33 protein-coding genes are annotated in these 23583 nt (G+C 40.2%); 18 read left to right on the top strand and 15 right to left on the bottom strand.

The window, feature by feature from the left end; translation table 11 throughout:
- The first annotated feature begins 34 nt into the window (after positions 1–34).
- Positions 35–883, top strand: coding sequence for a TolB family protein (locus ACL8WY_RS14130; RefSeq protein WP_436515399.1), 849 nt, complete (start codon positions 35–37; stop codon positions 881–883).
- Here the strand turns inward: ACL8WY_RS14130 and ACL8WY_RS14125 are convergent.
- Both ACL8WY_RS14125 and ACL8WY_RS14120 read right to left on the bottom strand, forming a co-directional pair.
- Entirely contained in the window at positions 863–1534 is a 672-nt protein-coding gene (locus ACL8WY_RS14125) for a DUF6090 family protein (protein ID WP_436515398.1), read from the bottom strand. The two genes, ACL8WY_RS14130 and ACL8WY_RS14125, sit on opposite strands and share 21 nt — an antisense overlap.
- 79 nt (positions 1535–1613) lie before the next feature.
- Complete coding sequence (locus ACL8WY_RS14120; RefSeq protein ID WP_436515397.1) at positions 1614–2120, bottom strand: hypothetical protein; 507 nt, start codon at positions 2118–2120, stop codon at positions 1614–1616.
- Between the two features lie 153 nt (positions 2121–2273).
- Between ACL8WY_RS14120 and ACL8WY_RS14115 the strand changes: the two genes are divergently transcribed.
- The 9 genes from ACL8WY_RS14115 to ACL8WY_RS14075 are packed head-to-tail and all read left to right on the top strand — an operon-like array spanning position 2274 to position 7836.
- The gene (locus ACL8WY_RS14115; RefSeq protein WP_436515396.1) at positions 2274–3284 is read left to right on the top strand and encodes a helix-turn-helix domain-containing protein; all 1011 of its coding nucleotides are present in this window, start codon (positions 2274–2276) and stop codon (positions 3282–3284) included.
- Between the two features lie 36 nt (positions 3285–3320).
- Positions 3321–3482: a Lacal_2735 family protein gene (locus ACL8WY_RS14110; RefSeq protein ID WP_436515395.1), complete on the top strand. Its 162-nt coding sequence runs from the start codon at positions 3321–3323 to the stop codon at positions 3480–3482.
- Positions 3482–3964, top strand: coding sequence for a flavin reductase (locus ACL8WY_RS14105; protein ID WP_436515394.1), 483 nt, complete (start codon positions 3482–3484; stop codon positions 3962–3964). The genes ACL8WY_RS14110 and ACL8WY_RS14105 overlap by 1 nt, the downstream gene beginning before the upstream one ends.
- Positions 3961–4239 carry a TIGR03643 family protein gene (locus ACL8WY_RS14100; RefSeq protein WP_436515393.1) on the top strand — a complete coding sequence of 93 codons (279 nt, stop codon included), beginning with the start codon at positions 3961–3963 and terminating at the stop codon, positions 4237–4239. Before ACL8WY_RS14105 ends, ACL8WY_RS14100 begins: the two co-directional genes overlap by 4 nt.
- A complete protein-coding gene (locus ACL8WY_RS14095; RefSeq protein ID WP_436515392.1) occupies positions 4239–5432 on the top strand; it encodes an FAD-binding domain-containing protein in 1194 nt (397 codons plus the stop codon). The genes ACL8WY_RS14100 and ACL8WY_RS14095 overlap by 1 nt, the downstream gene beginning before the upstream one ends.
- Positions 5320–6786 (top strand): deoxyribodipyrimidine photo-lyase/cryptochrome family protein, encoded by a 1467-nt coding sequence (locus tag ACL8WY_RS14090; protein ID WP_436515391.1) that lies wholly within the window; start codon positions 5320–5322, stop codon positions 6784–6786. Before ACL8WY_RS14095 ends, ACL8WY_RS14090 begins: the two co-directional genes overlap by 113 nt.
- 52 nt (positions 6787–6838) lie before the next feature.
- Entirely contained in the window at positions 6839–7474 is a 636-nt protein-coding gene (locus tag ACL8WY_RS14085) for a flavin reductase family protein (RefSeq protein WP_436515390.1), read from the top strand.
- Complete coding sequence (locus ACL8WY_RS14080) at positions 7471–7611, top strand: DUF2256 domain-containing protein (protein WP_436515389.1); 141 nt, start codon at positions 7471–7473, stop codon at positions 7609–7611. Before ACL8WY_RS14085 ends, ACL8WY_RS14080 begins: the two co-directional genes overlap by 4 nt.
- Before the next feature lie 60 nt (positions 7612–7671).
- Entirely contained in the window at positions 7672–7836 is a 165-nt protein-coding gene (locus ACL8WY_RS14075) for a hypothetical protein (RefSeq protein ID WP_436515388.1), read from the top strand.
- Between the two features lie 325 nt (positions 7837–8161).
- On the opposite strand, the gene ACL8WY_RS14070 is transcribed toward ACL8WY_RS14075, so the two are convergent.
- Complete coding sequence (locus tag ACL8WY_RS14070; RefSeq protein ID WP_436515387.1) at positions 8162–8773, bottom strand: hypothetical protein; 612 nt, start codon at positions 8771–8773, stop codon at positions 8162–8164.
- Positions 8770–9117, bottom strand: coding sequence for a PadR family transcriptional regulator (locus ACL8WY_RS14065; protein ID WP_436515386.1), 348 nt, complete (start codon positions 9115–9117; stop codon positions 8770–8772). The genes ACL8WY_RS14070 and ACL8WY_RS14065 overlap by 4 nt, the downstream gene beginning before the upstream one ends.
- A gap of 138 nt (positions 9118–9255) precedes the next feature.
- Here ACL8WY_RS14065 and ACL8WY_RS14060 point away from each other — a divergent pair, with 138 nt between their 5' ends.
- Both ACL8WY_RS14060 and ACL8WY_RS14055 read left to right on the top strand, forming a co-directional pair.
- Positions 9256–9672 (top strand): hypothetical protein, encoded by a 417-nt coding sequence (locus ACL8WY_RS14060; protein ID WP_436515385.1) that lies wholly within the window; start codon positions 9256–9258, stop codon positions 9670–9672.
- Between the two features lie 2 nt (positions 9673–9674).
- Complete coding sequence (locus ACL8WY_RS14055; protein WP_436515384.1) at positions 9675–10250, top strand: YdeI/OmpD-associated family protein; 576 nt, start codon at positions 9675–9677, stop codon at positions 10248–10250.
- A 1-nt stretch (position 10251) separates the two neighbouring features.
- Here ACL8WY_RS14055 and ACL8WY_RS14050 read toward each other — a convergent pair whose 3' ends face one another.
- The 4 genes from ACL8WY_RS14050 to ACL8WY_RS14035 form a co-directional block, all read right to left on the bottom strand.
- Positions 10252–11772, bottom strand: coding sequence for a serine hydrolase (locus ACL8WY_RS14050; protein ID WP_436515383.1), 1521 nt, complete (start codon positions 11770–11772; stop codon positions 10252–10254).
- A 49-nt stretch (positions 11773–11821) separates the two neighbouring features.
- Entirely contained in the window at positions 11822–12271 is a 450-nt protein-coding gene (locus ACL8WY_RS14045; protein ID WP_436515382.1) for a CBS domain-containing protein, read from the bottom strand.
- 86 nt (positions 12272–12357) lie between these two features.
- Entirely contained in the window at positions 12358–12786 is a 429-nt protein-coding gene (locus ACL8WY_RS14040) for a YybH family protein (protein ID WP_436515381.1), read from the bottom strand.
- On the bottom strand, positions 12783–13157 hold the full coding sequence (locus tag ACL8WY_RS14035; protein WP_436515380.1) for a TerB family tellurite resistance protein: 375 nt from the start codon (positions 13155–13157) through the stop codon (positions 12783–12785). Before ACL8WY_RS14035 ends, ACL8WY_RS14040 begins: the two co-directional genes overlap by 4 nt.
- Positions 13158–13302: 145 nt before the next feature.
- Between ACL8WY_RS14035 and ACL8WY_RS14030 the strand changes: the two genes are divergently transcribed.
- The 4 genes from ACL8WY_RS14030 (at position 13303) to ACL8WY_RS14015 (ending at position 16182) form a co-directional block, all read left to right on the top strand.
- Complete coding sequence (locus tag ACL8WY_RS14030) at positions 13303–13881, top strand: ACP phosphodiesterase (RefSeq protein ID WP_436515379.1); 579 nt, start codon at positions 13303–13305, stop codon at positions 13879–13881.
- Positions 13878–14243 carry a fluoride efflux transporter FluC gene (locus ACL8WY_RS14025; RefSeq protein ID WP_436515378.1) on the top strand — a complete coding sequence of 122 codons (366 nt, stop codon included), beginning with the start codon at positions 13878–13880 and terminating at the stop codon, positions 14241–14243. Before ACL8WY_RS14030 ends, ACL8WY_RS14025 begins: the two co-directional genes overlap by 4 nt.
- A 347-nt stretch (positions 14244–14590) precedes the next feature.
- Positions 14591–15775 (top strand): DnaJ domain-containing protein, encoded by a 1185-nt coding sequence (locus ACL8WY_RS14020; RefSeq protein ID WP_436515377.1) that lies wholly within the window; start codon positions 14591–14593, stop codon positions 15773–15775.
- Complete coding sequence (locus ACL8WY_RS14015; protein ID WP_436515376.1) at positions 15775–16182, top strand: DUF3052 domain-containing protein; 408 nt, start codon at positions 15775–15777, stop codon at positions 16180–16182. Before ACL8WY_RS14020 ends, ACL8WY_RS14015 begins: the two co-directional genes overlap by 1 nt.
- Here the strand turns inward: ACL8WY_RS14015 and ACL8WY_RS14010 are convergent.
- Genes ACL8WY_RS14010 through ACL8WY_RS14000 form a run of 3 tightly spaced genes read right to left on the bottom strand, consistent with a single transcriptional unit; the run spans position 16157 to position 17931 of the window.
- Positions 16157–16741, bottom strand: a complete 585-nt coding sequence (locus tag ACL8WY_RS14010) for an acyl-CoA thioesterase (RefSeq protein WP_436515375.1) — start codon at positions 16739–16741, stop codon at positions 16157–16159. The genes ACL8WY_RS14015 and ACL8WY_RS14010 overlap by 26 nt on opposite strands.
- Positions 16742–16743: 2 nt before the next feature.
- A complete protein-coding gene (locus ACL8WY_RS14005; protein ID WP_436515374.1) occupies positions 16744–17484 on the bottom strand; it encodes a hypothetical protein in 741 nt (246 codons plus the stop codon).
- 36 nt (positions 17485–17520) lie between these two features.
- On the bottom strand, positions 17521–17931 hold the full coding sequence (locus tag ACL8WY_RS14000) for a hypothetical protein (protein ID WP_436515373.1): 411 nt from the start codon (positions 17929–17931) through the stop codon (positions 17521–17523).
- Between the two features lie 84 nt (positions 17932–18015).
- On the opposite strand from ACL8WY_RS14000, the gene ACL8WY_RS13995 reads away from it, so the two are divergent.
- On the top strand, positions 18016–18783 hold the full coding sequence (locus tag ACL8WY_RS13995; protein ID WP_436515372.1) for a class I SAM-dependent methyltransferase: 768 nt from the start codon (positions 18016–18018) through the stop codon (positions 18781–18783).
- A 6-nt stretch (positions 18784–18789) separates the two neighbouring features.
- On the opposite strand, the gene ACL8WY_RS13990 is transcribed toward ACL8WY_RS13995, so the two are convergent.
- Positions 18790–19374 (bottom strand): hypothetical protein, encoded by a 585-nt coding sequence (locus ACL8WY_RS13990; protein ID WP_436515371.1) that lies wholly within the window; start codon positions 19372–19374, stop codon positions 18790–18792.
- 9 nt (positions 19375–19383) lie between these two features.
- Positions 19384–20175 (bottom strand): hypothetical protein, encoded by a 792-nt coding sequence (locus ACL8WY_RS13985; RefSeq protein ID WP_436515370.1) that lies wholly within the window; start codon positions 20173–20175, stop codon positions 19384–19386.
- 115 nt (positions 20176–20290) lie between these two features.
- On the opposite strand from ACL8WY_RS13985, the gene ACL8WY_RS13980 reads away from it, so the two are divergent.
- On the top strand, positions 20291–21679 hold the full coding sequence (locus ACL8WY_RS13980) for a DUF389 domain-containing protein (RefSeq protein ID WP_436515369.1): 1389 nt from the start codon (positions 20291–20293) through the stop codon (positions 21677–21679).
- Between the two features lie 22 nt (positions 21680–21701).
- Here the strand turns inward: ACL8WY_RS13980 and ACL8WY_RS13975 are convergent, their stop codons facing one another.
- Together ACL8WY_RS13975 and ACL8WY_RS13970 are read right to left on the bottom strand one after the other, a co-directional pair.
- On the bottom strand, positions 21702–22157 hold the full coding sequence (locus ACL8WY_RS13975; protein ID WP_436515368.1) for a DUF6702 family protein: 456 nt from the start codon (positions 22155–22157) through the stop codon (positions 21702–21704).
- A gap of 42 nt (positions 22158–22199) precedes the next feature.
- The gene (locus ACL8WY_RS13970; protein ID WP_436515367.1) at positions 22200–23498 is read right to left on the bottom strand and encodes a YHYH protein; all 1299 of its coding nucleotides are present in this window, start codon (positions 23496–23498) and stop codon (positions 22200–22202) included.
- Positions 23499–23583 lie beyond the last annotated feature (85 nt).

Genomic DNA, 23583 nt, shown 5'->3' with positions numbered 1-23583 from the left:
AATCAAATCAGCTATTAAAACAACAGTTATTGAAATGAAGAATTTTCTATTACTTCTTTTACTCACCATTGCCTCACAATTGGTCTTCGCGCAACCTGATACAGAAGTGCACCTTATGGACTTGAGAAGATCATCGGAAGGACTTGTAATAGAAAAACCAATCAATATATCCAGCAATGAAGGATATGATAATCAACCTTCCTTTTGGTCGGATGGGGAATCTGTCCTATATGCAAGAAATGTGGAAGGTCAAACAGAAATTGCCAGGTACTATCTAGGTTCTGGCAATACCATGATCATTACCAATACATTTGGTGGTAGCGAATACTCGCCAACTTTAATGCCTGATGGTCGAATCTCAAGTATCCGACTGGATACAACTGGATTGCAGTTGCTATATGCCTATACTTTTAGAGGTCTTGATGAGGTTTTAGTTCCCGATTTAAAAATCGGTTATCACGCCTGGATCAATTCTAACGAGATCGTGGCGTTTGTGCTTGGAGAACCTGCCACAATGCAAATAATCAATACAAGAACGAACACTGCACGGATTGTTGGCGAAAACATTGGTCGATCGCTGCATAAGATTCCGGGATCGTCTTCTTTCAGCTATTTGGATAAAAGTGCTGAGCAGTGGGTAATAAAGAGTATGAATCCCGAAACTGATCAGTCTGCAATATTAACGCCGGCTATCGAAAGATCAGAAGATTACTGCTGGACGCCGAAAGAAGAAATCATCATGGGTTCCGGCAGCAAGTTATATGTATGGAAAAGAGGTTCTGAATGGCTGGAATTTGCCGACTTAAAATCCTCGGAGATTACCAACATCACCAGGTTATCAGCTTCTCCTGATGGTAAGAAGTTAGTTGTTGTGAGTGACTAGTTCCTCTTGCTCTATCAAGTCTAAAATTTTGACAAGTTGCTTTAACGTTCTTTGGTAGGAATATGACATGTTCTTGGTGTCATTGTACGTATAGGCCGTCCAGTTCTTGAATTCGATCCCATAGAAAAATTCTTCATCTACAATTTGATTGGAAAGCATGTCTCTTGCTGCAAGTAGCTTAGGATAGTAATTGTCATCAAGAGCATTAAGGAAATTAGTTTGATCTCTTTGAACCATGTCGCATATCCATCTATATCGTAAAAGTTCCTTCTTCAACTGATCTGATGTGAGTAGTTTGAAGTCGCCGCTTTGCAAAAGTGAGTTTAAGGTAAAACTTTCAGGATAAAAAAAGACATAGTTCCCGATCACCCCAATACTATTCATCAGGCTATCCTGATATTGTCTGTTTTGGTCTGATGATACAAGCATGATGATCTTTTCAAGCTTATCCACTTTTGAATCATTGTATTTTATACTTTGAGCCAGATTGCTTGAATCTCTTATTAAATCAGCTCGAACATCTGCAATAAACTTGTCTTCTAGCTTATTCTCTTTACTTTCCTCAGCCATATTGTTGAGCCAGAAAGCAACGGTGATTCCTATAATGACAATCACCAATTCAATAAGATATTCTTTCCAATTATTCTTCATACTGAGCCATTAGATAGTCAAATACCAGCGAAGGTTGCAACCTTTTGTTGAGAATCCAATGGCTCAATATTAAGTATCACTATTCAGCTCGCTTGTAGTTAATACGCCAAGACAGTTGCCAGTTTTCTCCACCATCGGTTGATGCCTCCCAGTCCCAGCTGAAAGAATCTTCTGTAATATCATAGAAACGCATTCTTGAAATAGATTCTGTCCCATCCGGTCGTTTACGTGGGCTAGTCATTTGAAAGATTCGCGTGTCGCCATCCATAATCCCAATCAAATCAATATATCCGCCCTGGCTATCTGCCCAGGCCTGATGCCACTTTCCATCCTGTGGATTGAATGTGCTGATACTTGTACCAAGATACCCTTTGAAATTGCCTTCCTTTGCCTCAAAGTTTTCCTGGATCACTCGTCCGTTGAGTTTTTTTTCTATCAAGTTGGTCCCTTTTCCCCCTTCCCAGGTCAAATCCCATTTGCCTACCCAAAAGTCCATCTTTGCTAAGTCTTTTTTAGATGGTTGGGGCGGTTGGGAATAGGCTGTCATGCTCAGAATGATTGTGAGAGTTGCTAAAATTCGTTTCATAATTTTTGAGTTTAATTGATTATCAATGATAACCTTCCTGTGAGCCGCCCCACGTATGATGCAGGATAGTTGAAGTAAATATTAGCTAATATTTATCTATCTCGAAGAATTCAGTTTTATCTTGAAGCTACTAAAAGCTAATATCGAGAGCGTATGTCATGGGAAATCATCTTGTTTTTAGCAGCTGCGATTAATGGAATTATCATTTCCACACTTTTTCTGCTTGATCGCCGAAACCTGAGAAGAGTATTTCTTGGCATTTACCTACTATGCTTCTCTGTTACCATCCTGTACTATGTAAACTACTGGACACAGGCATTTCAATTGCACCCGATCTTATTGTGGCTGGGTATTGTATCAAGCTGGTTGATGCCATTTTCTTTCTACTACTATATGAAAGCAGATGGGCAAATTGATCGGCTCTGGTTGCACCTGATCATTCCTGTAGTATTTACTATTTATTGGGTAACTGCGAACAGCATTCCATTGTCAAATGAATTCAGGCAGGTAGCAAGACCTATAGTAAACAGTACACAACTTGCCTTATTCTTAGCATATGGCCTAGCCTTGCTGAGGTCTAAAGCTTACGCAAAAGAAAATATCATTTTCTACTTGCCGTACACTTCCTTTATTCTAGGACTGGCAGCTTACCACCTTTCCTTAGCACTTGGGTTTTATACACTTCGGTTGGATTATATCATCTGCGGGGGCTTTGTGATTCTCACCTACGGAATTACCTATCTCAGCGAGTTTAGCTTTTTAAAGGATAAAGTGAAGCCAAAATACTCTTCCAGTAGTCTGACCAAAGAAGATGGCGATTATCTAGTGCAAAAGATCAATGACGTACTGGAACAGAATAAATATTATCAAGATCCAGATTTCAATCTCTCATCATTTGCCGAGAAATTGGGTGTGCCTAAGTATCGCATATCCCAGTCACTCAATGCGTTTTCTGAGAAGTCATTTTCCGAATTAATTAATGAATTTCGGATTGAAGACGCCAAAGTAAGATTGCAACAAGCATCTTCCAATCACCTGAAATTGGAAGCCATTGGTGAAGAGGTGGGCTTCAGAAATAAGGTCTCCTTTTACAAAAATTTTAAAAAACTGGTAGGGTCGTCCCCGGGAGAATTTCGAGAAGATCACCTGGAAAAAAGTGCCTGATAACTAACATATTCTCATAGGAAAGGTTAGTGATGCATGGGAATATTTAGCAAGAAATCTCCGAAGGAAAAGCTTCAAAAGAAATACGAGAAGTTGATGAAAGAATCGTATGATCTTTCAAGAAGTAATCGAAAAGCCAGCGATCAAAAAGTCGCTGAGGCAGAAGAGGTGTTAAAGGAAATCGATGCGTTAGCCTGATGGGCCTTAAGCGTCCGTGGAATATTGTAGATGTGCCTGTTTACAGCTTGGCCACCTATGATGGTGATCGTGTAAATATGAATATCTGCACCTATGTGACAGCAGTAAGCATGAAGCCTAAAATCTTCATGATCGCTGTGTATTACGGAACTCGAACGCTCGATTTACTTGAAAATTCCAACGTGGCTGTTCTTCAAATCCTTCATCAAAATCATTCACCATTGGTCCGACCACTCGGCAAGAAATCCGGGAATTCATTCGATAAAGGGGAATTCTTAGCCTCAAAAAATCTCTTGACGCAGTGGAATGGCAAGCAAGTGCTCAAAGATGCTTGTGGCTACCTACAGTTTGAGAAAATAGACAGAAAAAACATCGGAGGTGATCATGAGCTTTTTTGGTTTGAAGTAAAAAAATCAAAAACAATTTCGGAGCACAACGTCTTAATGTTTCAAAATCTGGTGAAAGAAGGTATTATACTATGAAAGATTTATCTGAGAGAGATCACAATAGAATCATCGAGATGGCTTGGGAGGATCGTACACCTTTTGAAGCCATCGAATTCCAATTTGGTCTGCCGGAAAAAGAAGTAATCAAACTGATGCGACAAACACTCAAGCGCAGCAGCTTCAATCTATGGCGCAAGCGTGTAAATAGTGGCCCCAGCCAAAAACATTTAAAAAAGCAAGATTCTGAAATGGTCCGGTTCAAATCCTCCAGACAAAAACAGATCAGCCTCAACAAAATTTCCAAGCGCTGATGTTTCCTGCCTCGTATCAAGAAATACTCGATCGCATAGATTCGATAGACCCGGAAGCATATGGGAAAACTCGGAATTTCATCGACGGAGCGGTCACCAAACTATCACCTTATATTTCAAGAGGCGTTATATCTACGCGACAGGTTTTACATGCAGTGCTCATCAAAGGATACCAACCAGATAAAATCGAGAAGTTTATCCAGGAACTTGCCTGGCGTGACTATTGGCAGCAAGCTTGGATTGATCTAGGAGACAGTATTAATAAGGATGTAAGAAGGGATCAGCCCAATGTGAAAAATCACGAGATGCCAGATGCTATCCTAAATGCTGAAACTCAGATAGAAACTATTGATTCGGCTATTAATGAGCTTTATTCTCATGGTTACCTCCACAACCATGTACGAATGTACATAGCCAGTATCGCTTGTAATGTGGGTAGGAGCTATTGGAAAGTGCCCGCCCAGTGGATGTACTATCACCTCTTAGACGGAGATTGGGCCAGTAATGCCTTGAGTTGGCAATGGGTTGCTGGTGCAAATGCAGGAAAACAATATTATGCCAATCAGGAAAACATAAATAAGTATTGCTATACCTCGCAAAATGGGACTTTTCTCGATGTAGATTATTCCAGATTCGAAGAGATGCAGATTCCAGAAAAACTGAAAGAAACCACAATCCCAGAGTTGATTACCCCTTTACCTATTCTACAAGAATTGGAAATAGATTCAAGCAAACCAACGCTCATCTACAATTTCTATAACCTCGATCCAAAGTGGCATGAAGACGGTGATGTAAACAGGGTTTTGCTATTAGAGCCAAGTGTATTCGAGAAATATCCGGTGTCTAAAAAATCCATTGAGTTTACGCTCAATCTTTCAGAGAACATAAATGGAATACAGGTCTTCGTAGGTGAATTTCAAGATCTGAAAGTCAAGTATGAATTGAATCAAATCATATTCAAGGAACATCCGCTGAATCACTATCAGGGAATAGAAGAGCCAAGAGATTGGATGTTTAACGTGACAGGCTATTATCGCTCATTTTTCGCCTTTTGGAAAAAGTGTAAAAGGAACTCAAGACATGGAATCAACCAACCTTGTTTGGCTAAAAAGAGACCTTCGCACCCAAGATCATGCGCCACTAGCAGCTGCGGAAAGCGATGGACGTCCTTATCAAATCATCTATCTGTATGAGCCATCGATAATCAAACATCCGGACACATCAGATCGTCACCTCCAATTTGTGTACCAGTCCATACTCGAAATGAATAAGACTCTGGCTAGGTACAACAGAAAGGTGAATGTCTTCTACGGTGAAGCTTTGGAAGTTTTTGAATTCCTAAATGGGAAATTCAAAGTAGAAAAGGTCTTTTCCTATCAGGAAAGTGGCGTTGAACTTACCTGGAACCGCGATAAAAAAACTGCTCAATATTTTAATGATCAACGTATTGAATGGACAGAATTTCAACGTGATGGAATTGTCAGAGGAATTTCCAACAGAAATGGCTGGGATAAAACGTGGTATGTAACCATGGCGGAGCCTGTGATCGTGAATAGCTATTCTGAAAGTGAAAAAATTCAAGCCATTGATCATTCTTTTAACCTTCCAAAAGAGTTTTTAAAGAGACTTGAAAATTATCTACAGTCTTATCAGCCGGCAGGTGAAAGCAATGGGTGGAAATACCTGAAGAGCTTCACCAAGGATAGAGGTAAAAACTACAGTAAGCATATCTCAAAACCGCTCGAAAGTCGCACTTCATGTGCTCGAATTTCACCGTACCTGGCCTGGGGCAACCTCAGCATCAAGCAAGCCTATCAGCATGTAAAGAATCACCCCAATTACGACAATCACAAAAGAGCATTTGGTGGATTATTGACTCGATTGAAGTGGCATTGTCATTTCATTCAAAAATTTGAAGTTGAATGCGAATATGAGCATACGTGTATCAATCGAGGCTATGAGTTGCTACCGCACGAAAGCGATCCTGCTAAGCTTCAAGCGTGGAAAGAAGGAAATACCGGATTTCCACTGGTAGATGCCTGCATGAGATGCCTGACCACTACTGGATGGATCAACTTTCGGATGCGCGCTATGCTTGTTTCTTTTCTGTGTCATCATCTGGATCAAGACTGGAGGGATGGAGTTTATCATTTGGCCAACCAATTTCTGGACTATGAGCCTGGTATCCACTACCCACAATTTCAGATGCAGGCTGGCACTACCGGCATTAATACTGTAAGGATCTACAATCCGATAAAGCAAAGCCATGATCATGATCCGGAAGGCACATTTATCCGGCTATGGGTTTCTGAGTTAGCAAATGTTCCAAAGGAACACATTCATGAACCGTGGAACATGACCGATATGGAGCAAGCCTTCTGTGGCGTTCAATTAGGGGTTGACTACCCCGCTCCCATTGTAGACTTAAAAGAAAGCGGCAAACGTGCCCGTGACAAAATATGGGGTCACAGAAAAAATGAACTCGTGAAAAAAGACAGCCAGCGAATATTGGCTACACATACACGAGCTAACCGGAGAAATTCATAGCTCAAACCCTTAAAATATTCAAACAATCTATAGACATCTTGGTCTTAATATTATGCAGCTAACCAAAGTAGAAATCCAGAAGCTGGAGCATAAAAAGAGGCTCAATATCATTAACTCAATTACGGGCATTAAGCCGGCGAATTTGATTGGAACTAAGTCCAATGATGATGAGCCTAACGTTGCGATTTTTAGCAGTGTCGTTCACCTGGGTAGCAATCCTGCCTTGATTGGTTTTATTATGCGACCAACCGGAGAAGTGCCTCGTCACACGTATGAAAACATTCGCGAAAATGGTTTTTACACCATCAATCACATTCCTTCAGTTATTGTAAACCGAGCACATTACACTTCTGCAAAAGTAGATCGCTCGGTTTCCGAGTTTGATCGCTGCGGCTTGACAGAGGAGTATATTGGAAACTTCCATGCTCCGTATGTGAAAGAGTGCCACATCAAAATGGGATTGAAGTTAGTTGATGAGATTCCTATCAAAATCAATGGCACCATAATGATGGTAGGTGAAATCCAGGAACTGATACTACCCGACCGGGCAATGGATGAGAAAGGTTATATCGATCTCTCTTTGTTTAACTCCTCGGGTATCGGCGGACTCAACACTTACTATTCGTTATCGCCCATTGCTTCTTTTCCTTATGCACGTACCGAAGAAATCCCGGATTTCTCCAAATGAAAAAACAGCACCTTCCTGAGAAAATCTGCCCCATTTGTGAAAGACCTTTTAACTGGCGAAAGAAGTGGAGAGATACTTGGGAGAAAGTGAAGTACTGCAGCGAGCGATGCAGGCGGAATAAGAACCGCTTACCATAATTCTTGTGAAATAGCCCACTATTTCAGGTAATTTGAGCTTGAATCATTCTTTTAAGTCACATGAAAAAAGATAAAAGGCTTTCACTTGGAATAGCACTAGGCATAGGCATTGGTACATCCATTGGTGTTGCAACAGACAACTTGGGTCTGTGGCTTAGTTTAGGAATCGTTTTTGGGGTTGCCTACGGTAAGGGCATGTCTCGGAGAGGAAATAAGCATGAATAAGAAAACGACTAGATGAACACAAGAGAGGTGATTACGAGTTAATAACATGGTAAGTAAGTGTAGCTTCTAAAACTTATCTTCGAACCACTAATTATGGGTGCTAGGAAATCAAATCAAGAAAGTAATCTCTTCATCTACGTTTTTGTGGCACTGCTTCTGGCAGTTTTGGTCGCTTGCTATATCTTTTTGTAGTGTTGATTGCGAATAAGTACAAGGCGACACCTTTGCGCTAACTTGGGGTGACTCAGCTAAAGCGAATTAGATATTAAATAAAAAAAGCTACCTGAAACAGGTAGCCTTTCCACTTTGAGTTTAGTCCTTAACCTCAGAGTTCATCCACAGATTTTTTATACATCCTAAAAAAGAGGAATGGCAAAAATCCAAAACTTAACAATACAAGAGATAGGCCGATCAAAACATTAGCTCCTGGTAAATGAAGAATTTTAACTGTGCTGGAGGTAATAAGCAGGAAAACGGATGCTAGTCCAAAAATCCACTTCAACCGCTCCCCCAGTACTTCTCTGGCAATCAATTTGTATCTATTGATCAACAATAGTGGCAAAAAGATAACTGCCAAACCTAGAGCACCTATTCCAAGTAATAATCCTGCACCCATCATGTGTTGGATTTTAAAAAATAGTCCTACTACCCATGTTAAAGTAAAAAGGTAGCCCGATACATACGTTAGTCGTTTCATAAACATAATTTTTGAGTAATTGAGTAAAAAAATTGTTTCCTGTTGTATTTCATCCAGCCCGTTTGGAGCTGTCTGCTTATATGCTTTTTCCAATGCTTTTTCAAAAGAAAGGCCTTTGTCCATCTCAATCTCCACCATACAGCAGAAGTGATCAATCAAGTCATCTTTTAAGGTTCGATTCTTTAAAGAGCTCTTATTTATCTCTTCAATGATCCGATCTTCATATTCTGCAGCAATCATATCGCAGGTGAAGTTTTCAGGTCGCTAAAAATCACTTTTTCAATGGTTTTAATGAAGTCTCTCATTTCATCCAGCAGCGTTTCTTTCTGCTCCTCTCCTTTTGCGGTCAGCTTATAATACTTGCGCACCCTTTTACCAATGCTTACTTCTTCAAAAGTGAGTATCCCATCTTTGGTGAGCTTGTGGAGTGCAGGATAGAGCGAACCATCTTTCAAGTGAATCTTCCCTTCCGTTTCTTCTTTTACTTTTTGCGAAAGTTCGTAACCATACATTTTTCCATGCTCTGAGAGAAGTTTTAATACAATCACTTCTAATGTGCCTTTTAAGAGTTCTTTTGAATACATAACGCAACAATACATCAAGTCATGATGTATTGCAAATAAATACCTCAATATTTGAGGTATTTGATAAAAAACAATCGTGTAACCTTTTGATCACCATCCTTCGTATACCATTTCCTTTCTTTTCTTAACCTTTGCATTATGCGCATCAAAGATCACTTCCAGTATACCGATGAAGAGTTTGAAAGACAGTTTGAAAGCTTCAAGTTGAAACCCGGCCTTTTTTCTCACGAAGCTCACTTAAGGCTTGCATATATACATATTGAAAAGTATGGACGGGAGCAAGCAGAGCGCAACATGTGTGAACAGATTAAAGGATATGCAGAGTCGCTAGGTGTCTTCGATAAATTCAACAAGACCGTAACAGTCGCATCTGTAAAAGCAATGGATCATTTTATGCAGAAGGCTACTTCTGCTGATTTTCCAGGACTAATGAAGGAGTTTCCAAGATTGCTTACCAACTTCAAAGATCTGCTTGCTCAGCATTACGGGTTCAATGTCTTTGCTGACAAGCGAGCTAAGCTTGAATACGTAGAACCGGATTTATTGCCGTTTTAGTAATGGCTACCTTTTTTTCCACACCTGATCATTTTAGAAAATGGCTCGAAGAAAACCATAAACAGGAAAGTGAGCTTTGGGTAGGATACTACAAAAAAGCCACAGGAAAACCCAGCATCACCTGGCCTGAATCTGTGGATCAGGCATTATGCTTCGGATGGATTGATGGCATCAGAAAAAAAATTGATGAAGAGGCATATCAGGTTCGCTTCACACCCCGCAAACCAACCAGTCACTGGAGTCACGTGAACATCAAGCGCATTGCAGAATTAAAAAAAGAAGGATTAGTTATGGAAGCTGGTTTGACAGCCTATAGCAAAAAGAGACATGGAAATACCGGCCAAGCATTCTTCGAACAAAAGAATGTCAAACTCAGCAGCAATTACGAAGAGAAATTAAAGGTGAATAAAGAGGCCTGGGCCTTCTTCAATGAGAAGCTAGCTCCCTCTTTTCGAAAGCAATCCATCTGGTGGGTAATGAGTGCCAAACGAGAAGAAACAAGAGACAAGCGCTTCAATACATTGATCGAGTGCTCAGCTAAAGGCGAGAAAGTCCCGCCTTTAAAATGGACTAAATGAATTAGTCTTTCTTCCTAGGATGCAGCTCATGAAAAAAGATATCTCCATTGGGCACATCAAATTCGATCCCATCTACTTCCAGGTTGTTGTCCAACTCAAAGGAAACAGTGCCAAAGTCAAACCAGGCATGCTCTTCATCCCATTTGATCTCATAGGTATCATAGTGCCAGTGTTCTAAAGTTGCACTTAGTTTAGGAGCATCGGCAAATTCAATTCTAAATGCCTCTCCATCTTGTGTGATGGTGATGTCTCCAAACATGGGATCATAATAGACGCCATCAAATAGCGACGGATCGACGGATGGCTTGGTTCCTGAAACTCGCTTTGACCTGCGCTCCTCCACATCATCCTTGTGGCCATTTCGAGATCTTGCTCTTTCCAAATACTCTGCTGACCAATCGCGCGTGTCTTTTTGCAAGTACTGATTTGCTATGTAATATGCAACGGGAGTTGAGATTCCTTCCATGGTGTTGGTCAATACAACTATTCCTAACTCCATATCTGGTATCATGAACACACGAGAGTACATTCCATCATAACCACCACCGTGACTTACAGCAAGATTTCCATGGTAGTCCATCACGCTCCATCCCAAACCATATCCTGCAAAATGCCTGCCGGGTAAGGATTCTTTGGAACCCTCACTCAGTTTAAAGTTATTGTGAGGCGTCCAAAGCAAGTTTTGCTGTTCTTTAGCTATATATCTTTTTCCATCCCATTCACCACCATTTAGATTCATGATCATCCATTTGGCCATATCTGAAGAGCTGGAAATGATCCCTCCGGCTGCACTTGAGTTGTCCCAGCTTGCCCAAGGACCAGGAATTGTCCCATTTTCTAAAGTAGGTTTATGTGGCGTAGCAGCGTTATCGCTCAGGTCGCTTATGCTAATCACAGTGTTGTTCATTCCCAGCGGATCAATGAAATTTTCGTTCACATAATCTTCCCAAGGTTTTCCTGTCACAGCACGGATCACCTCTCCCGCTACGATAAACATCAAATTGGTATAACCATACCCATCTCTATATCTGTAAACCTCGGGGACATAAGCAGCGCGCTTGATAATCTCTTCTGGCGTTTTTTCTGATTTGTACCAAATCACATCTCCACTAAAAGTGCCAAGACCTACTCGGTGACACAGCAAGTCTTCAACCGTTACTTCAGCAGAAACATATTGATTGCCATAAAGCGAAAAATATGGAAGGTAATCCTGAACTTTATCTTTCCAGGAAAGCTTACCATCCTCTACGAGTTTTGCAATGCAAGAAGCTACGAATGCTTTGGAATTGGAAGCAATGGCAAACTGTGTATTGTTGTCTACTTTGTCTTTTTTACCTAATTCTTTTACACCATATCCCTTGCTGAGCACTATCTCTCCATCCTTCACGATGGCTATAGCCATTCCGGGTACATTCCAGTCTTGGCGGGCTTGCTCAATGTATTTGTCAACTGTCTTGACATCTACTTGAGCATAAATAGAAAAATATAGAAATAGAAGTGGTGTGAATAGCAACTTTTTCATTCTCATCGGTTTTGATTAGAACGAAAATACTAAAGAAAGCTCTTCTCCGCTACCAGGTAGAACTCTTGGCGTTTAAAACAGCCTTCATAACGTCTTTTTGACTAATCTGACCAATGAGTTTTCCTTCATAGATCACTGGAAATCGCCTAAGTCGCTTTTCTAAAAACATTTTGGCAGCCTCGAAGATGTTCATATCAGGATTCACCGTGATAACATTTTGTGCCATGTGTTCTTCAACCAATCCGGTGAAGATGGGCATATTGTCGTATTTGCCTTTTACTACCTCTTTTAGGCAATCTCCTTCTGATATCACGCCTACCAATTCTCCATCATCATTCACTACAGGTCCACCCGAAATTTTATATTTCATCAATGCATCTACCACCTCATGCATCGGCTGATCAGGTTTGAAAGTGATAAGCTTTCGTGCCATATAATCTTCGACCTTAAGTGCCTGAGTGGCTTGGGTTTTTGGAGCTTCTGCTCCTCTGTAGCTCATTACCATATTTAGCTGAATTTAATGTTTGATGTAGCATAGAATCTACTCAAAAAACACCAAATAGCCAAATTAAGTATGTGTGTAAATTAGCTTGAATGATCAGATACGATCACCCATTGATCGTCTAATCTTCTAAAAATAAGAGAGAAATGACCTTTGGGATTGTCGCTTTTGCGCATGAGGTTCCATTTGCCTATTACGGTCCAGAAATCTTCACTCAAGGGTTCTACAATTATCAATTCAAATGATAATTTGCCCATTGTCTCCCTATCAGGATATTTTTTCTTGTAGTTATTTAGCGTTTTTTGCCAGCCAAAGGTAACTCCTGAACTACCTATAAACACCAATTGGTCCGACTTCCAATATCCATCCATGAAGCACTCCAGATCTCCTTCATTCCAGCATTCTACTTGTAATGCCAACGCCTCACGAATTGAATTTTCGTCGGTATTAATTTGAGCTGTGGCTTGAAAAAATAAGGATATTGCAAAGGAAAAAACAACGAAGCTTTTCATCGTCGCAGATAGGTTTGAATCTTTGCTTTTAATGTCTCTTTATCTGTGGTAATGTGCGGATCGCTATAAATTTTGAGCATCATCTCTCGCAAAACATCTTCATCATAGCCTAGCTTGCTGGCAATTTTTGCGCAAAACTTAATTTCTTCCTTATAAATCCTTCCATCAATTTTCATCAATTGAACCACATTGTAGAGATAGTCATATCGCTGATCATCGGAAAGTGTTTCAAGTCCTTCAATCACTGATGGATCTTCAAAACATTCGCTAATTTCTTCAGCAGACATTCCATTGGCTTTACCGATCTGCTTAATCAAATCAATCTCTTCCTGTACAACTACTCCATCTACTCGAGCCAGCTGCACAAGCATGTTCAAATGAGACCTTACGATATTTGGAAAATTATTTTCGATGCCTTTAAATTAAGTTACTATAGCTTTATACTATGCTTCACAAAAGTAAGCCTGTAGCGGCTAATCTCAAACTATTTGTTTTATCGTTCAACTATTGACATTAATGAATTTCTTAGCACATCTTTATTTAAGCGGCGATGATGAGGAAATTTTAGTTGGAAACTTCATCGGAGATTTTGTGAAAGGCGCACAGTTAGAACAGTATGCGTCCAGAATTCAAAAAGGAATTCGGCTACACCGAAGCATCGATCATTTTACCGACACTCATGATACCGTCCTTCAAAGCAAAATAAGATTGCGAGAGAAATTCAGGCATTATGCTCCAGTCATTGTAGATGTGTTTTATGACCACTTTCTGGCAAAAGATTGGGCCTCTTTTTCCAAAATACCTCTAAAGCAATACACCGAAAATTTCTATCAGGTAATGAAAAAGTATGTAGATATCATACCAAAAGGAGTTACCAACATGCTGAGCTATATGTCCAGGGATAATTGGCTTTACAATTATCAGTTTATTGAAGGCATAGATCGATCACTGACCGGAATGAGTAAACGTACGAAATACGAAAATAAAATGGATGAGGCTTCCATAGCCCTAAAAGAACATTATCAAGATTTCCAGAGCGAGTTCGATCAGTTTTTCCCCGAACTTCAACTACATGTAAGCAACTTTGAAAAATGAAAGATCTTTTGATTGTTGGTATGGGAGGTTTTATTGGAAGTGCGGCAAGGTATGGTGTTTATCTATTGACGCTTAAAAACTTTGCTGATAAGCCATATACTGGCACTTTGATTGTAAATTTAGTAGGCTGCTTGCTAATCGGCTTACTCAGCGGTGGTTTGCTCAAGACAAATCAACAAACATCTTTATTTCTAATTGCCGGTCTCTGCGGTGGCTTTACTACATTTTCCGCTTTTGCACTGGACGGACTCAAACTCATCAGGGATGGATTAACTCTTCAATTCTTCCTCTATGCTTCCATTAGTATGATTGGCGGATTAGCCGTTTGCTTTTTGGGTTTTTATGCAGCCAACCGTCTTTGAACGACTTTCTCACCTAGCCAGACGACCCAACCACTCTCTATTCATCCTATACTAAATCTGATAAATTGAAATTGTCTACCTACTGTATACATGGATATTTTCAATGAAAATCCCCTTATTCCTATCATTGCTATCTGACCAGCCGTCTGACAGCAACTCCACCAAATAACTATACGATTCACACATGGCACCTTGTCTATTCAGACTTAAGGTTTGTGTTAAAAATATCGAAGACAATTCCTCTTAACAACTAGTTAAAGCATCCGTTCATTGAGCGGATGTTTTTTTTATTTTTTAGGATATCTTTTGGGAAATTATCTCGTTAAAAAAGTACCTTAATCTTTCCAATGACTAACTACTACCATGTACTAGGACTTTCAGAGGATGCTTCTCCAGTTGAGATTAAAGCGGCTTTTAAGCGGTTGGCTATTAAATATCATCCCGATAAGCACCCTGACAAGCCGGAAATGGAGGAGAAGTTCAAGGAAATCAACCGAGCGCATCAAATATTGTCAGATGAATATGAGAAAGCTCGTTTTGACCTTAAGCTTAAGTATCGACAATTTTCTCAAAGTGAAGCAAGGCCTTATTCTTACCAGCCTCCGCGACCGGATGCATGGAAAAATCAAAATAGAAGACGGTATGCTTCTGGTCGGATAGACTATCGACAAAATGCCATTGCTACTGCATACGCTTTTGGAATTACCTTCTTAATCGCCCTGGTTGTGATGACTGGTGTTTGGATTAAACAAAGCTACGATGACCATAAACTGAAGGAATTGCTAGCAGAAAGGCGCAGTACATACGCCGAAGCAAAAACATTTTTTGAAGCAGGAGAATACAAAACAGCCTTTGAACTCATGACTTCTTTGAATTTTTTTAGAGGAGAAGAGAAGGATATGAAAGATTTCAAAAGCTCTATGCTTGATAAGATCATAGCAAAAGGAGATCTTCAGTATAAAAAAGGAGATTATGATGGCGCCATCTCATTGTATGAGCTTGTTCAGGAGTTTGCGCCTAATTTGCCATTTTATGAGCTCAGACAAAAGCTAGCCGATGCTTATAAAGAAACTGATCGGCCGGAAAAGGCTATTGAAATTCTCAAGAATTTCCTCGTCGGGGAATATGAAATCATCACCTCTCTTGTTCAGATTGCTGAAATACAACGAGATGAGATGAATAATCCCGAGGAAGCGCTGGATCACCTCCTTATTGCTCATAGGCTGGCTATCAAGAGATACAAGGCCTTTTATGGCGAAGGGTATGCATTAGTGATCAACGAAAAGTATGTACCCGAATCACATTATTACCTATACACCAACCTTGCAGACATCTATCTTGAGCTAGATGATCCGGATATGGCAATAAAAGCTTCTGATTGGAATAAGTATGTGTGGCCGGATAGTGCTGCTTCATACGTGACCAGCGCAAATGCTTACATCGCTCTCGGGCAAAGAAGCAGGGCTTGCGGTGAATTTGAAGGCGCTACCGTACGGGATTGGGAAGGAGAAACACCTAACTACTGTAATTAATGGCTGGCTATTCGAAAAACCCGCTGTGGAAAAAACTAGGTATCAAAGAGGGATACAATTGTTTCTTATTTAATTCTCCTGAAAACTATTTTGAGCTGCTGGAAGAAACACCAAAAGACACCGAATGGGTGGATCAACTGAATGCTCCTCCCTATGATTTTCAGCATGTCTTCATCACTCATTTAGCTACGCTAAATGCTGAATGGAAGAATTGGAAAAAAGCCTTGAAAAAAGACGGTACTTTGTGGGTTTCATGGCCCAAAGGTGGCTCCAAAATTGAAACAGACCTGAATGGGAATATTGTCCGGGAATTTGGTCTTAAGGGTGGACTAGTGGATGTAAAAGTGTGTGCAGTTGATGAAGATTGGTCAGGTCTGAAATTTATGTATCGGAAAAAAGATCGTTGATTTCATCGTCCAGCTTGAACTCTATTTTGCATCGTTGATTGTTTAGAAGCTCCATATCATCAACGGGAATAAACTCATCCTCTTCCTTCTTTATTTTGGCATTTGCCTCACGCTTTACTTCTTTGCGCTTGATGGCATCAGCAAAGCGTCTCATCTCGGTCATATTCTCCAATATAAGTTCAGGCACTTGTGATGGTTTTCCATCGTCACCTTTAGCAACCATGGTAAAGTAGCTATTATTCGTATGTTTCACTTTGTTGGTTTTCACGTTTTCTGAGGTAACCTTAATACCCACAATCAAGGAGCTATTCCCTACATAATGAACAGCTGCATCTAAGGTCAATAACTCACCAACTTCCACCGGCTGTAAAAACTCAACTCCATCTACGGTCACAGTAACACAATATGTGCCTGCATGCTTACTGGCAACCGCATAAGCTACTTTATCCATCAATGACAGAATAAGACCACCATGTACCTTTCCACCAAAGTTGGCGAAGGATGGAATCATTAGCTCGGTGAGCTTGGTCCTGGAGAATTGAACTGGACGTGGTTCCATGATCAAAAATCTATTTTTATATCTGTGGACTGCTCTCCATTGATCACTTTGAGTAAATCAAATTCATAAACGACATCTTTTCCACTCTGTTCAAACAATTGGCTCTTACTTGCCATCTTAACTTCTCTGGGTAGATGAATGATTAGGCGAGATTTAGCGCCTTCAAGCATTGTACTAAGCATCATCATCGTAGAATCATTCATCTCGATCGCTTCATCCATTACGGTAGTTCGCGAGAATGATTTTCCATCGAAACTGTATTTCACCTTCATATTGGGTAAATCCATACCCATTCCACCACTCGTTGCTGACTGGTTTTCATTCATAAATTCTACAAAATCTTCCAGCTCCGCCACGGCCTGAAATCTATAACTCATCCCTGAGTTGAGGAATCCATCTTTCTTACTTCCCTTCATAAACATTTCCATTCTTTCAAGGTACTTCTGCTTATCAGGATCATTTTTTATACTATCGGGGACACGAGTAGAGAAATCTATGAGTGAGTCCACCTCATCTGACATATCCGCCCAAATCTGGTCGTCAATTATTTGTCTCAGACTATCTGCTGATGCATCCGGATAGATGCTGCTCATCATACCCAACATCATGCCTCGAGTGCTGGAGATTACGTCAGTATACACCAGATATTCACCGCTTCCATCATTATTCAAATAGATTTCTTCCGTGACACTGGCGCATGAAAACAGAAGAAGTAAAATGAGAAACTTTATCTTTTTCATCATTTGTGGGATTAGGTTAAAGAAACTAGAAGTTAATACTTATCCGACCAGATCGCCACTCAATACCCTACATTTCTTAATCTTCTTATTCAATATAAGCTTCCAAAATGGTGATCTGGTCACTACCAGTTTAGTTTTTACCCAAAGGTTATTAACAAACTTACCTTTCCAAGTTTTGCTTCCTGCAATATTCGTTGGCTCCACCAGGTATTCAAATCCCATTTTATGAGTTTCCTCCAAAACACATAGGTTTCCATACAAGATCTTATCCCCATTCGGTACATATATCACCCCATATCTCTTGCGTTTTGGACGATTTACTCGCTTATTGGAGTCTTTTCTCATTTCCAGATTTTCAGTGGGCAATTCTTCCTGCACAGGCTTTTCTTTTTGAGCGAGACAGCCCAAAGCAGCGATAACGAGCAGAACAGAAATGAGTAAGCGTTTCATTGAAAAACCAAAATAGAGAAATTTTCAGCAATGATTGTGCGTCGGTGGATGAATAAATAACTTGCGCCGCTAAATGGGCGCACGGTGAAGTTTATCATTTCTTTTTTCTTAAGGCACGTACCACGTAAATATTTACAATTATTTAGTCATATCGCTATGCGAATAATGGCCGTCTTTTATCGTGGCAATAATGTAGAATGTCCAGTATGTAAATCACATTTTAGAAAATTTTTACCCTACGGAAGACTTTCATCTCGAAGTAATGCTTTGTGTCCCAAATGTCTTGCACTCGAACGTCATCGACTGATTTGGCTGTACTTGAAAAGGAAAACTGATTTCTTCACGAAAGAGGCCAAAATGCTACATGTAGCGCCAGAGCTGTGCTTCATGGATCGTTTTGAAGCGCTGGAAAATCTGGAATACATTACTGCAGATATTGAGTCTCCGTTGGCTAAGGTGAAAATGGATATTCACGAAATTCCTTTTGAGGATAATTCTGTTGACATTATTTTCTGCAATCATGTATTGGAGCACGTAGATGATGATATAAAAGCCCTGAGTGAAATGCGACGCGTCTTGAAGCCCGGAGGCTGGGCAATTCTGCAGGTACCATTCTTTTATCCATTCCCTGACACTACCTACGAGGATAAATCTATTATTGATCCAAAAGAACGAGAAAAGGCCTTTGGACAAGATGATCACGTACGGTTGTATGGCAAAGATTACGCAAGCAGGTTGGCAAGTGCAGGCTTCAAAGTTGAAGAAGAACGCTTCGTTGACGAATTGAGCGAAAAGGAAAAATCACGATTTGCATTACCGGCGAATGAGGTAATATATAAGGTCATCAAATAGGTTCCGCTATCCGTTTGGTTTTGAATCCTTCGAGATAGCATAAGTGTCTCTTGCATATTCATTAAAAGATTTCAGCTCCAGAATCATGCTTTGTTCAATGGATCCAAAGTCACTAAACAGGATATAAAAAACATCCTTCATTCGCGGATTGTCAAAAAACGCCGGTTGGAATATGATGTCACCAATTTTGACATTGTAACGATTTACTAATACCTCGTATTTCTCAATTTCCGCCAACTGATTTATGAATTCATAGGAGACCAAGGTGTGTTTTGAATCCTGCACAAGAAATTTCCAGGTAGTAGATTTCAAGTCAGGAGAGTACACGCCCTTTGCTTTTTTAAGAACATCAGCCAGCGTGTATTCATCTTGATCCAAATAACTTTCAAGCGTATCCATAAATGTGGCCTGCCTTTGTAGGGCATATTCCAACTCTTTAATATTTTCTTCATTCTCCAGAATGATAGACTCAACAGAATTCCTGATGTAGGCCTTTTCAGATTGGAATTGCTGATACTGATTGATGAAAAGTGCCAGCAGAATACCAACAAGTACTGGAACAATATCAATCAAGATTTTCTTTAGCTTCATCTGTAAATATCAATTAAAACTATATTCTACCCCAAAGTAGACTTCATATATGAATTTATTCAACGGTATGATTGGGCGATCATCCAGTAAAAAATTAGAAGTCATCTTCACTTTAAATTGCTCTGTTAGTGCATTTTTAAACTCCAATTGACCGCTTACTCGATTACGAAATTGATCTATTGTTCCATCTCTGCCGGATTGTAAATAGACAATCGCATTGATGTTTGTAGTCGGCGTAAGTTTAATATCTGCGCTCACATAGGAATTCATTTTCCATAGTTCTTTGTTGACACTCAGATCACCTGCGATCCACTGCTCCGTCTCTCGAAAAATCCCAAGTCCGGCGTAAAGAGAGTTACGTTTCTGCAGGATATTCCATCGATAACCTCCTCCAAGTAACCATCTCAATTCCATATTCCTGGATTCATCAAACTGCACCTGCCCATAAATTTCCGGGGTTAGCTTGGCGGACCTTCTTAGGATTTGACGAAGGTGAGCAGTTCCATTATAGATCAATGGTCCATCTCCGATTTTGAAGTAGTTGAGACCACTTAGAAAAACGGTAGCGGATTTATCTCCGATGTAGACCACATCTACATTATTATTTATTCCGATATATACATTTTGCTCATCCACTGTTGAGCTTCGATTATTAATAGCGAATGTGGCATCTATCACACCAATGAAGTAGTTGGACGAATCTGAAGCTAATGATCCCTTATCGACTTTTAATATTTGTCCGCTTAAGGTTGCACAAATCAATCCTGAGAGGATCGAGAGGTAAATCTTCTTGCTATTCATATAGCAAAATTAGAAATTGACTGAGGAAAATCGCAGAATTGTGTCCCAATACTCAAATATTGATGTCTAAATCGAATGTTGTATTCAAAATACAATTCTCTTATAACTTTCCTGCATGAAAAGAGCAGACTTTCATCTCATTCAGAGTATCAAGAACTTTTTCAAAGATCGTTTTGACCTCAATAAAGATAGAGAACGTTTCAGTACAACGATTGCTGAAATGACCAAAGGTGTGGAGTTTAAAGGCACCAATCTCTGGATTCTCATATTTGCAATTTTCATTGCTTCAATTGGGTTAAATGTTAACTCTACAGCGATTATCATTGGCGCAATGCTTATTTCGCCGCTTATGGGACCTATTATGGGCATTGGTCTTGGCGCTGGAATCAATGATTTTGGTTTGATAAAAAAAGCGGGTCGTAACCTTACTGTGGCTGTTGTAATCAGTATTGCAACGAGCTCACTTTACTTCCTGATCACGCCACTCCATGAAGCTCAATCTGAATTACTGGCTCGTACTTATCCAACTTTGTGGGATGTCCTGATTGGCTTTTTTGGCGGAATGGCGGGCATTGTTGCCGGTTCCAGAAAAGAAAAATCAAACGCAATTCCCGGAGTAGCGATTGCCACGGCATTGATGCCACCACTTTGTACAGCAGGCTATGGATTGGCCAATTTGAATTGGTTTTATTTCTTTGGGGCACTTTTTCTATTCGTTATAAATAGTGTTTTCATTGGCGTTTCTACTTTTTTGATCGTCAGGTTTTTAAAGTTTCCAAGAAAGAAATTTGAAGACCCTATTGTAGAGAAACGAGTCAAATTTTATATCTCCTTCTTCGTGCTTATCACGGTAATCCCTAGCATCTATCTGGCATATAATCTTGTGAGAAAGACCGTTTTTGAGCAAAATGCAAATACGTTTATTGCTCGCGAGTTTAGATTTCCAGAGACTCAGGTGATCGGAAACAAGGTTGTTTTTACTAAGAATGAAAAGGCTGTAGAGGTAACACTCTATGGAAAAAAATTAACTAATGAATTGATTGAGAAAATCAAGATGAACCTCGAATCGTATAACCTGAATGACGCCGAACTACGGGTTCATCAGGGCTATGAAGAAAATCAGGACTTTCAGCAAAAGGCTTTCGAAGAAATCGGAAGAGAAATGAAGAGTCAGCTTATCGAAGATCTTTACAGGAAAAATGAAGATGTCCTCAGATCTAAAGATGAGAAAATTAAGCTCTTGGAAGACGAGTTACTCAAGTTTCAAAAAGAAACCTACCCTACAAGCGACATCATGGCCGAACTAAAAGTGCAGTATCCTACTCTGGAGAATCTGTTTATAGGCGATGCCCAATTCTTCAATCAGACCGAAAACAGACTTGACACGGCTTGCATGGTAGTACTTGATTTTACCAAACCACTGCGAAGAAATGACACTAAGAAAATAGCAGAATGGTTGAAAATACGAACAAAGAATGAACAGATTGAAATAGTAATTCGCTAGAATGCAGCCACATTTATGTCTGTTAATACACAATCATGGTTCTAGTTCGATCCTTGTTCATTCGAAAAGACCTGCGTTTATCATTAAGCATGCTGTAGAGGATGTTTTCTTGACCTTCATTTAATTCAAGGAGGGTGCTATTATAAACATCAATTTTGGTAATCCCTTCAGGCGAAATGTCTAGATCAAAATAGAGCTCAATGAACTCATCTTTGAACTCATGTTCTCTATGTTTAGCTGAGACTTTGGTTCCGTTGAACGTCAGTGAGAAGTGTGTGTTGATGTATTCTTCAAAGCACTTGTCCAGCTGATTATAATCTGAGCAATCCGGACGAATGGCTTCCAGAATGTTATACCTATCGAGTCGAATGTAAAGAGAGATGCTCTCTGCTTCGGGTCGCAGCTCGAAACGACCAATTTTGAATTCATGGAATTCAGATCCGTAAAGAAGAGATAGTATTAGCGAGAGAGTTGTCATATATAAGGAAAAGGAAGCCTCTCACGAGGCTTCCCAATTGCTTTAGGGCATTTTAGAAAAGTCCTCATCAGGTGTGCCAGAAAGGCATCTTCCGATAACGGGAAACTCGTCTGTAATCACATAAAAGTAGCTGAACGTCTCTGAGCCACCAGCCGGTGTAGTCAGTGTAATGGATCTGCTTATACCATTGCATTCATCCAGATCTCCAGATTCACTTACAAACTCATAGTCATTGGTGTACTTACCATTATACTCTCCGCATGGCTCTGTCATTCCATCTCCAGGACGTTCACCATCCTTTAGCTGATAACTTGACTCAAGAAGCACCACATCCGTACCTCCGGAGTTTGGCCCGTATTTATAGACGATTGGGAATCCATCTGATGCCCAACCTACTTGAACAGCATCAGTTGGCTCAGTGGTGCCGTCACCTAGCCCGGCAAGCAAGCTATTAGCATACACCACCATATCTCCATGATAATGGATCAATCCCTTTGTATTGTTGTCAGTCGGCTGAAGATGCGCGGTATTGCAATCGAGTCCAACCGCCGTACGATTATTGTTTGGCTCGAAAACCCAATCCCAATTGTATTCCCCGTCATTTGATCCTCCTGGATTGTCAACAGTAAAGATGAATGGCTCAGCCGGAGCAGGGTCAATAGGTACGCCATTTAACGCAATACCATAGTCATATGCTGGTCGGTTATTCTCATCCAGGATACCGGTAGTACTCATAGCTAAGCTCGGATCAGCAGTAAATGTAAACGTCTCAGTGGTTGAAACGAGAGACATTACTCCCAAATTGGCGATTTGATTGCCGTAATCATGATCTGGAACTCTATTGGTAACAATCTTTCGAATATCATTGACTTCCAATGTTTCCGTGTATTCATTGTCCTCGGTTGGCGTATTATCACACGTAGTATTTTGAAGATTGATCGAATTGTCATTGCTGCATTCGGTAGATTCTTCCATAATAGTCACTGTAAAATCTGTGCTGGCATTCCCACCATTTCCATCGGATGCAGTAATAGTCACCAAAGCATTTCCTGCGCTCACTTCATTGATAGTCAAGTTGCTACCTGAAACGGCTACCGTAATCACAGAAGACGGACTACTTGTCGCGCTGAAATTGAGGTCATCCCCGTCGGCATCAGTAAATGCAGAAGCAAGGGAAACTGTTGTTGACTGAAAGCCGGCTGTGAGGTTTAGGTCATCCAGAGAGGTTGCCACCTCAGGGCTCACATTCATTTCTTCGATTGGATCATCACTATCGCTTCCGCACGAAAATAAGGTGCTCACAATGAGCCCAACCAAAAGGTATTTTGAAATTCTTGTCATAGTAGTGTTTTTGTTCTTAAAGCTTAGATGCTACAGGCATCAGAAACTTGTGCAAAGAACCAGAAAAAGAATTTAGAAAAGGGCC

This window comes from Ekhidna algicida (assembly GCF_051379705.1).
Classification (GTDB): Bacteria; Bacteroidota; Bacteroidia; order Cytophagales; family Cyclobacteriaceae; genus Ekhidna.
The sequence above is the reverse complement of the archived record's forward strand: the minus strand, read 5'-3'. Positions and strand labels throughout refer to the sequence as shown.

Coding starts and splice junctions, on each gene's coding strand:
- ACL8WY_RS14080 (WP_436515389.1), top strand. CDS start 7,471: ATGAAAAAACAGCACCTTCCTGAGAAAATCTGCCCCATTTGTGAAAGA.
- ACL8WY_RS14005 (WP_436515374.1), bottom strand. CDS start 17,484: ATGATGAAAAAGATAAAGTTTCTCATTTTACTTCTTCTGTTTTCATGC.
- ACL8WY_RS14075 (WP_436515388.1), top strand. CDS start 7,672: ATGAAAAAAGATAAAAGGCTTTCACTTGGAATAGCACTAGGCATAGGC.
- ACL8WY_RS14120 (WP_436515397.1), bottom strand. CDS start 2,120: ATGAAACGAATTTTAGCAACTCTCACAATCATTCTGAGCATGACAGCC.
- ACL8WY_RS13990 (WP_436515371.1), bottom strand. CDS start 19,374: ATGAAGCTAAAGAAAATCTTGATTGATATTGTTCCAGTACTTGTTGGT.
- ACL8WY_RS13970 (WP_436515367.1), bottom strand. CDS start 23,498: ATGACAAGAATTTCAAAATACCTTTTGGTTGGGCTCATTGTGAGCACC.
- ACL8WY_RS14025 (WP_436515378.1), top strand. CDS start 13,878: ATGAAAGATCTTTTGATTGTTGGTATGGGAGGTTTTATTGGAAGTGCG.
- ACL8WY_RS13985 (WP_436515370.1), bottom strand. CDS start 20,175: ATGAATAGCAAGAAGATTTACCTCTCGATCCTCTCAGGATTGATTTGT.
- ACL8WY_RS14010 (WP_436515375.1), bottom strand. CDS start 16,741: ATGGAACCACGTCCAGTTCAATTCTCCAGGACCAAGCTCACCGAGCTA.
- ACL8WY_RS14095 (WP_436515392.1), top strand. CDS start 4,239: ATGTTTCCTGCCTCGTATCAAGAAATACTCGATCGCATAGATTCGATA.
- ACL8WY_RS14070 (WP_436515387.1), bottom strand. CDS start 8,773: ATGATTGCTGCAGAATATGAAGATCGGATCATTGAAGAGATAAATAAG.
- ACL8WY_RS14040 (WP_436515381.1), bottom strand. CDS start 12,786: ATGAAAAGCTTCGTTGTTTTTTCCTTTGCAATATCCTTATTTTTTCAA.
- ACL8WY_RS14115 (WP_436515396.1), top strand. CDS start 2,274: ATGTCATGGGAAATCATCTTGTTTTTAGCAGCTGCGATTAATGGAATT.
- ACL8WY_RS14055 (WP_436515384.1), top strand. CDS start 9,675: ATGGCTACCTTTTTTTCCACACCTGATCATTTTAGAAAATGGCTCGAA.
- ACL8WY_RS14100 (WP_436515393.1), top strand. CDS start 3,961: ATGAAAGATTTATCTGAGAGAGATCACAATAGAATCATCGAGATGGCT.
- ACL8WY_RS14045 (WP_436515382.1), bottom strand. CDS start 12,271: ATGAGCTACAGAGGAGCAGAAGCTCCAAAAACCCAAGCCACTCAGGCA.
- ACL8WY_RS14085 (WP_436515390.1), top strand. CDS start 6,839: ATGCAGCTAACCAAAGTAGAAATCCAGAAGCTGGAGCATAAAAAGAGG.
- ACL8WY_RS14035 (WP_436515380.1), bottom strand. CDS start 13,157: ATGCTTGTGCAGCTGGCTCGAGTAGATGGAGTAGTTGTACAGGAAGAG.
- ACL8WY_RS14015 (WP_436515376.1), top strand. CDS start 15,775: ATGGCTGGCTATTCGAAAAACCCGCTGTGGAAAAAACTAGGTATCAAA.
- ACL8WY_RS14090 (WP_436515391.1), top strand. CDS start 5,320: ATGGAATCAACCAACCTTGTTTGGCTAAAAAGAGACCTTCGCACCCAA.
- ACL8WY_RS14130 (WP_436515399.1), top strand. CDS start 35: ATGAAGAATTTTCTATTACTTCTTTTACTCACCATTGCCTCACAATTG.
- ACL8WY_RS14110 (WP_436515395.1), top strand. CDS start 3,321: ATGGGAATATTTAGCAAGAAATCTCCGAAGGAAAAGCTTCAAAAGAAA.
- ACL8WY_RS14125 (WP_436515398.1), bottom strand. CDS start 1,534: ATGAAGAATAATTGGAAAGAATATCTTATTGAATTGGTGATTGTCATT.
- ACL8WY_RS14065 (WP_436515386.1), bottom strand. CDS start 9,117: ATGTATTCAAAAGAACTCTTAAAAGGCACATTAGAAGTGATTGTATTA.
- ACL8WY_RS14050 (WP_436515383.1), bottom strand. CDS start 11,772: ATGAAAAAGTTGCTATTCACACCACTTCTATTTCTATATTTTTCTATT.
- ACL8WY_RS14105 (WP_436515394.1), top strand. CDS start 3,482: ATGGGCCTTAAGCGTCCGTGGAATATTGTAGATGTGCCTGTTTACAGC.
- ACL8WY_RS14020 (WP_436515377.1), top strand. CDS start 14,591: ATGACTAACTACTACCATGTACTAGGACTTTCAGAGGATGCTTCTCCA.
- ACL8WY_RS14030 (WP_436515379.1), top strand. CDS start 13,303: ATGAATTTCTTAGCACATCTTTATTTAAGCGGCGATGATGAGGAAATT.
- ACL8WY_RS14060 (WP_436515385.1), top strand. CDS start 9,256: ATGCGCATCAAAGATCACTTCCAGTATACCGATGAAGAGTTTGAAAGA.
- ACL8WY_RS14000 (WP_436515373.1), bottom strand. CDS start 17,931: ATGAAACGCTTACTCATTTCTGTTCTGCTCGTTATCGCTGCTTTGGGC.
- ACL8WY_RS13975 (WP_436515368.1), bottom strand. CDS start 22,157: ATGACAACTCTCTCGCTAATACTATCTCTTCTTTACGGATCTGAATTC.
- ACL8WY_RS13980 (WP_436515369.1), top strand. CDS start 20,291: ATGAAAAGAGCAGACTTTCATCTCATTCAGAGTATCAAGAACTTTTTC.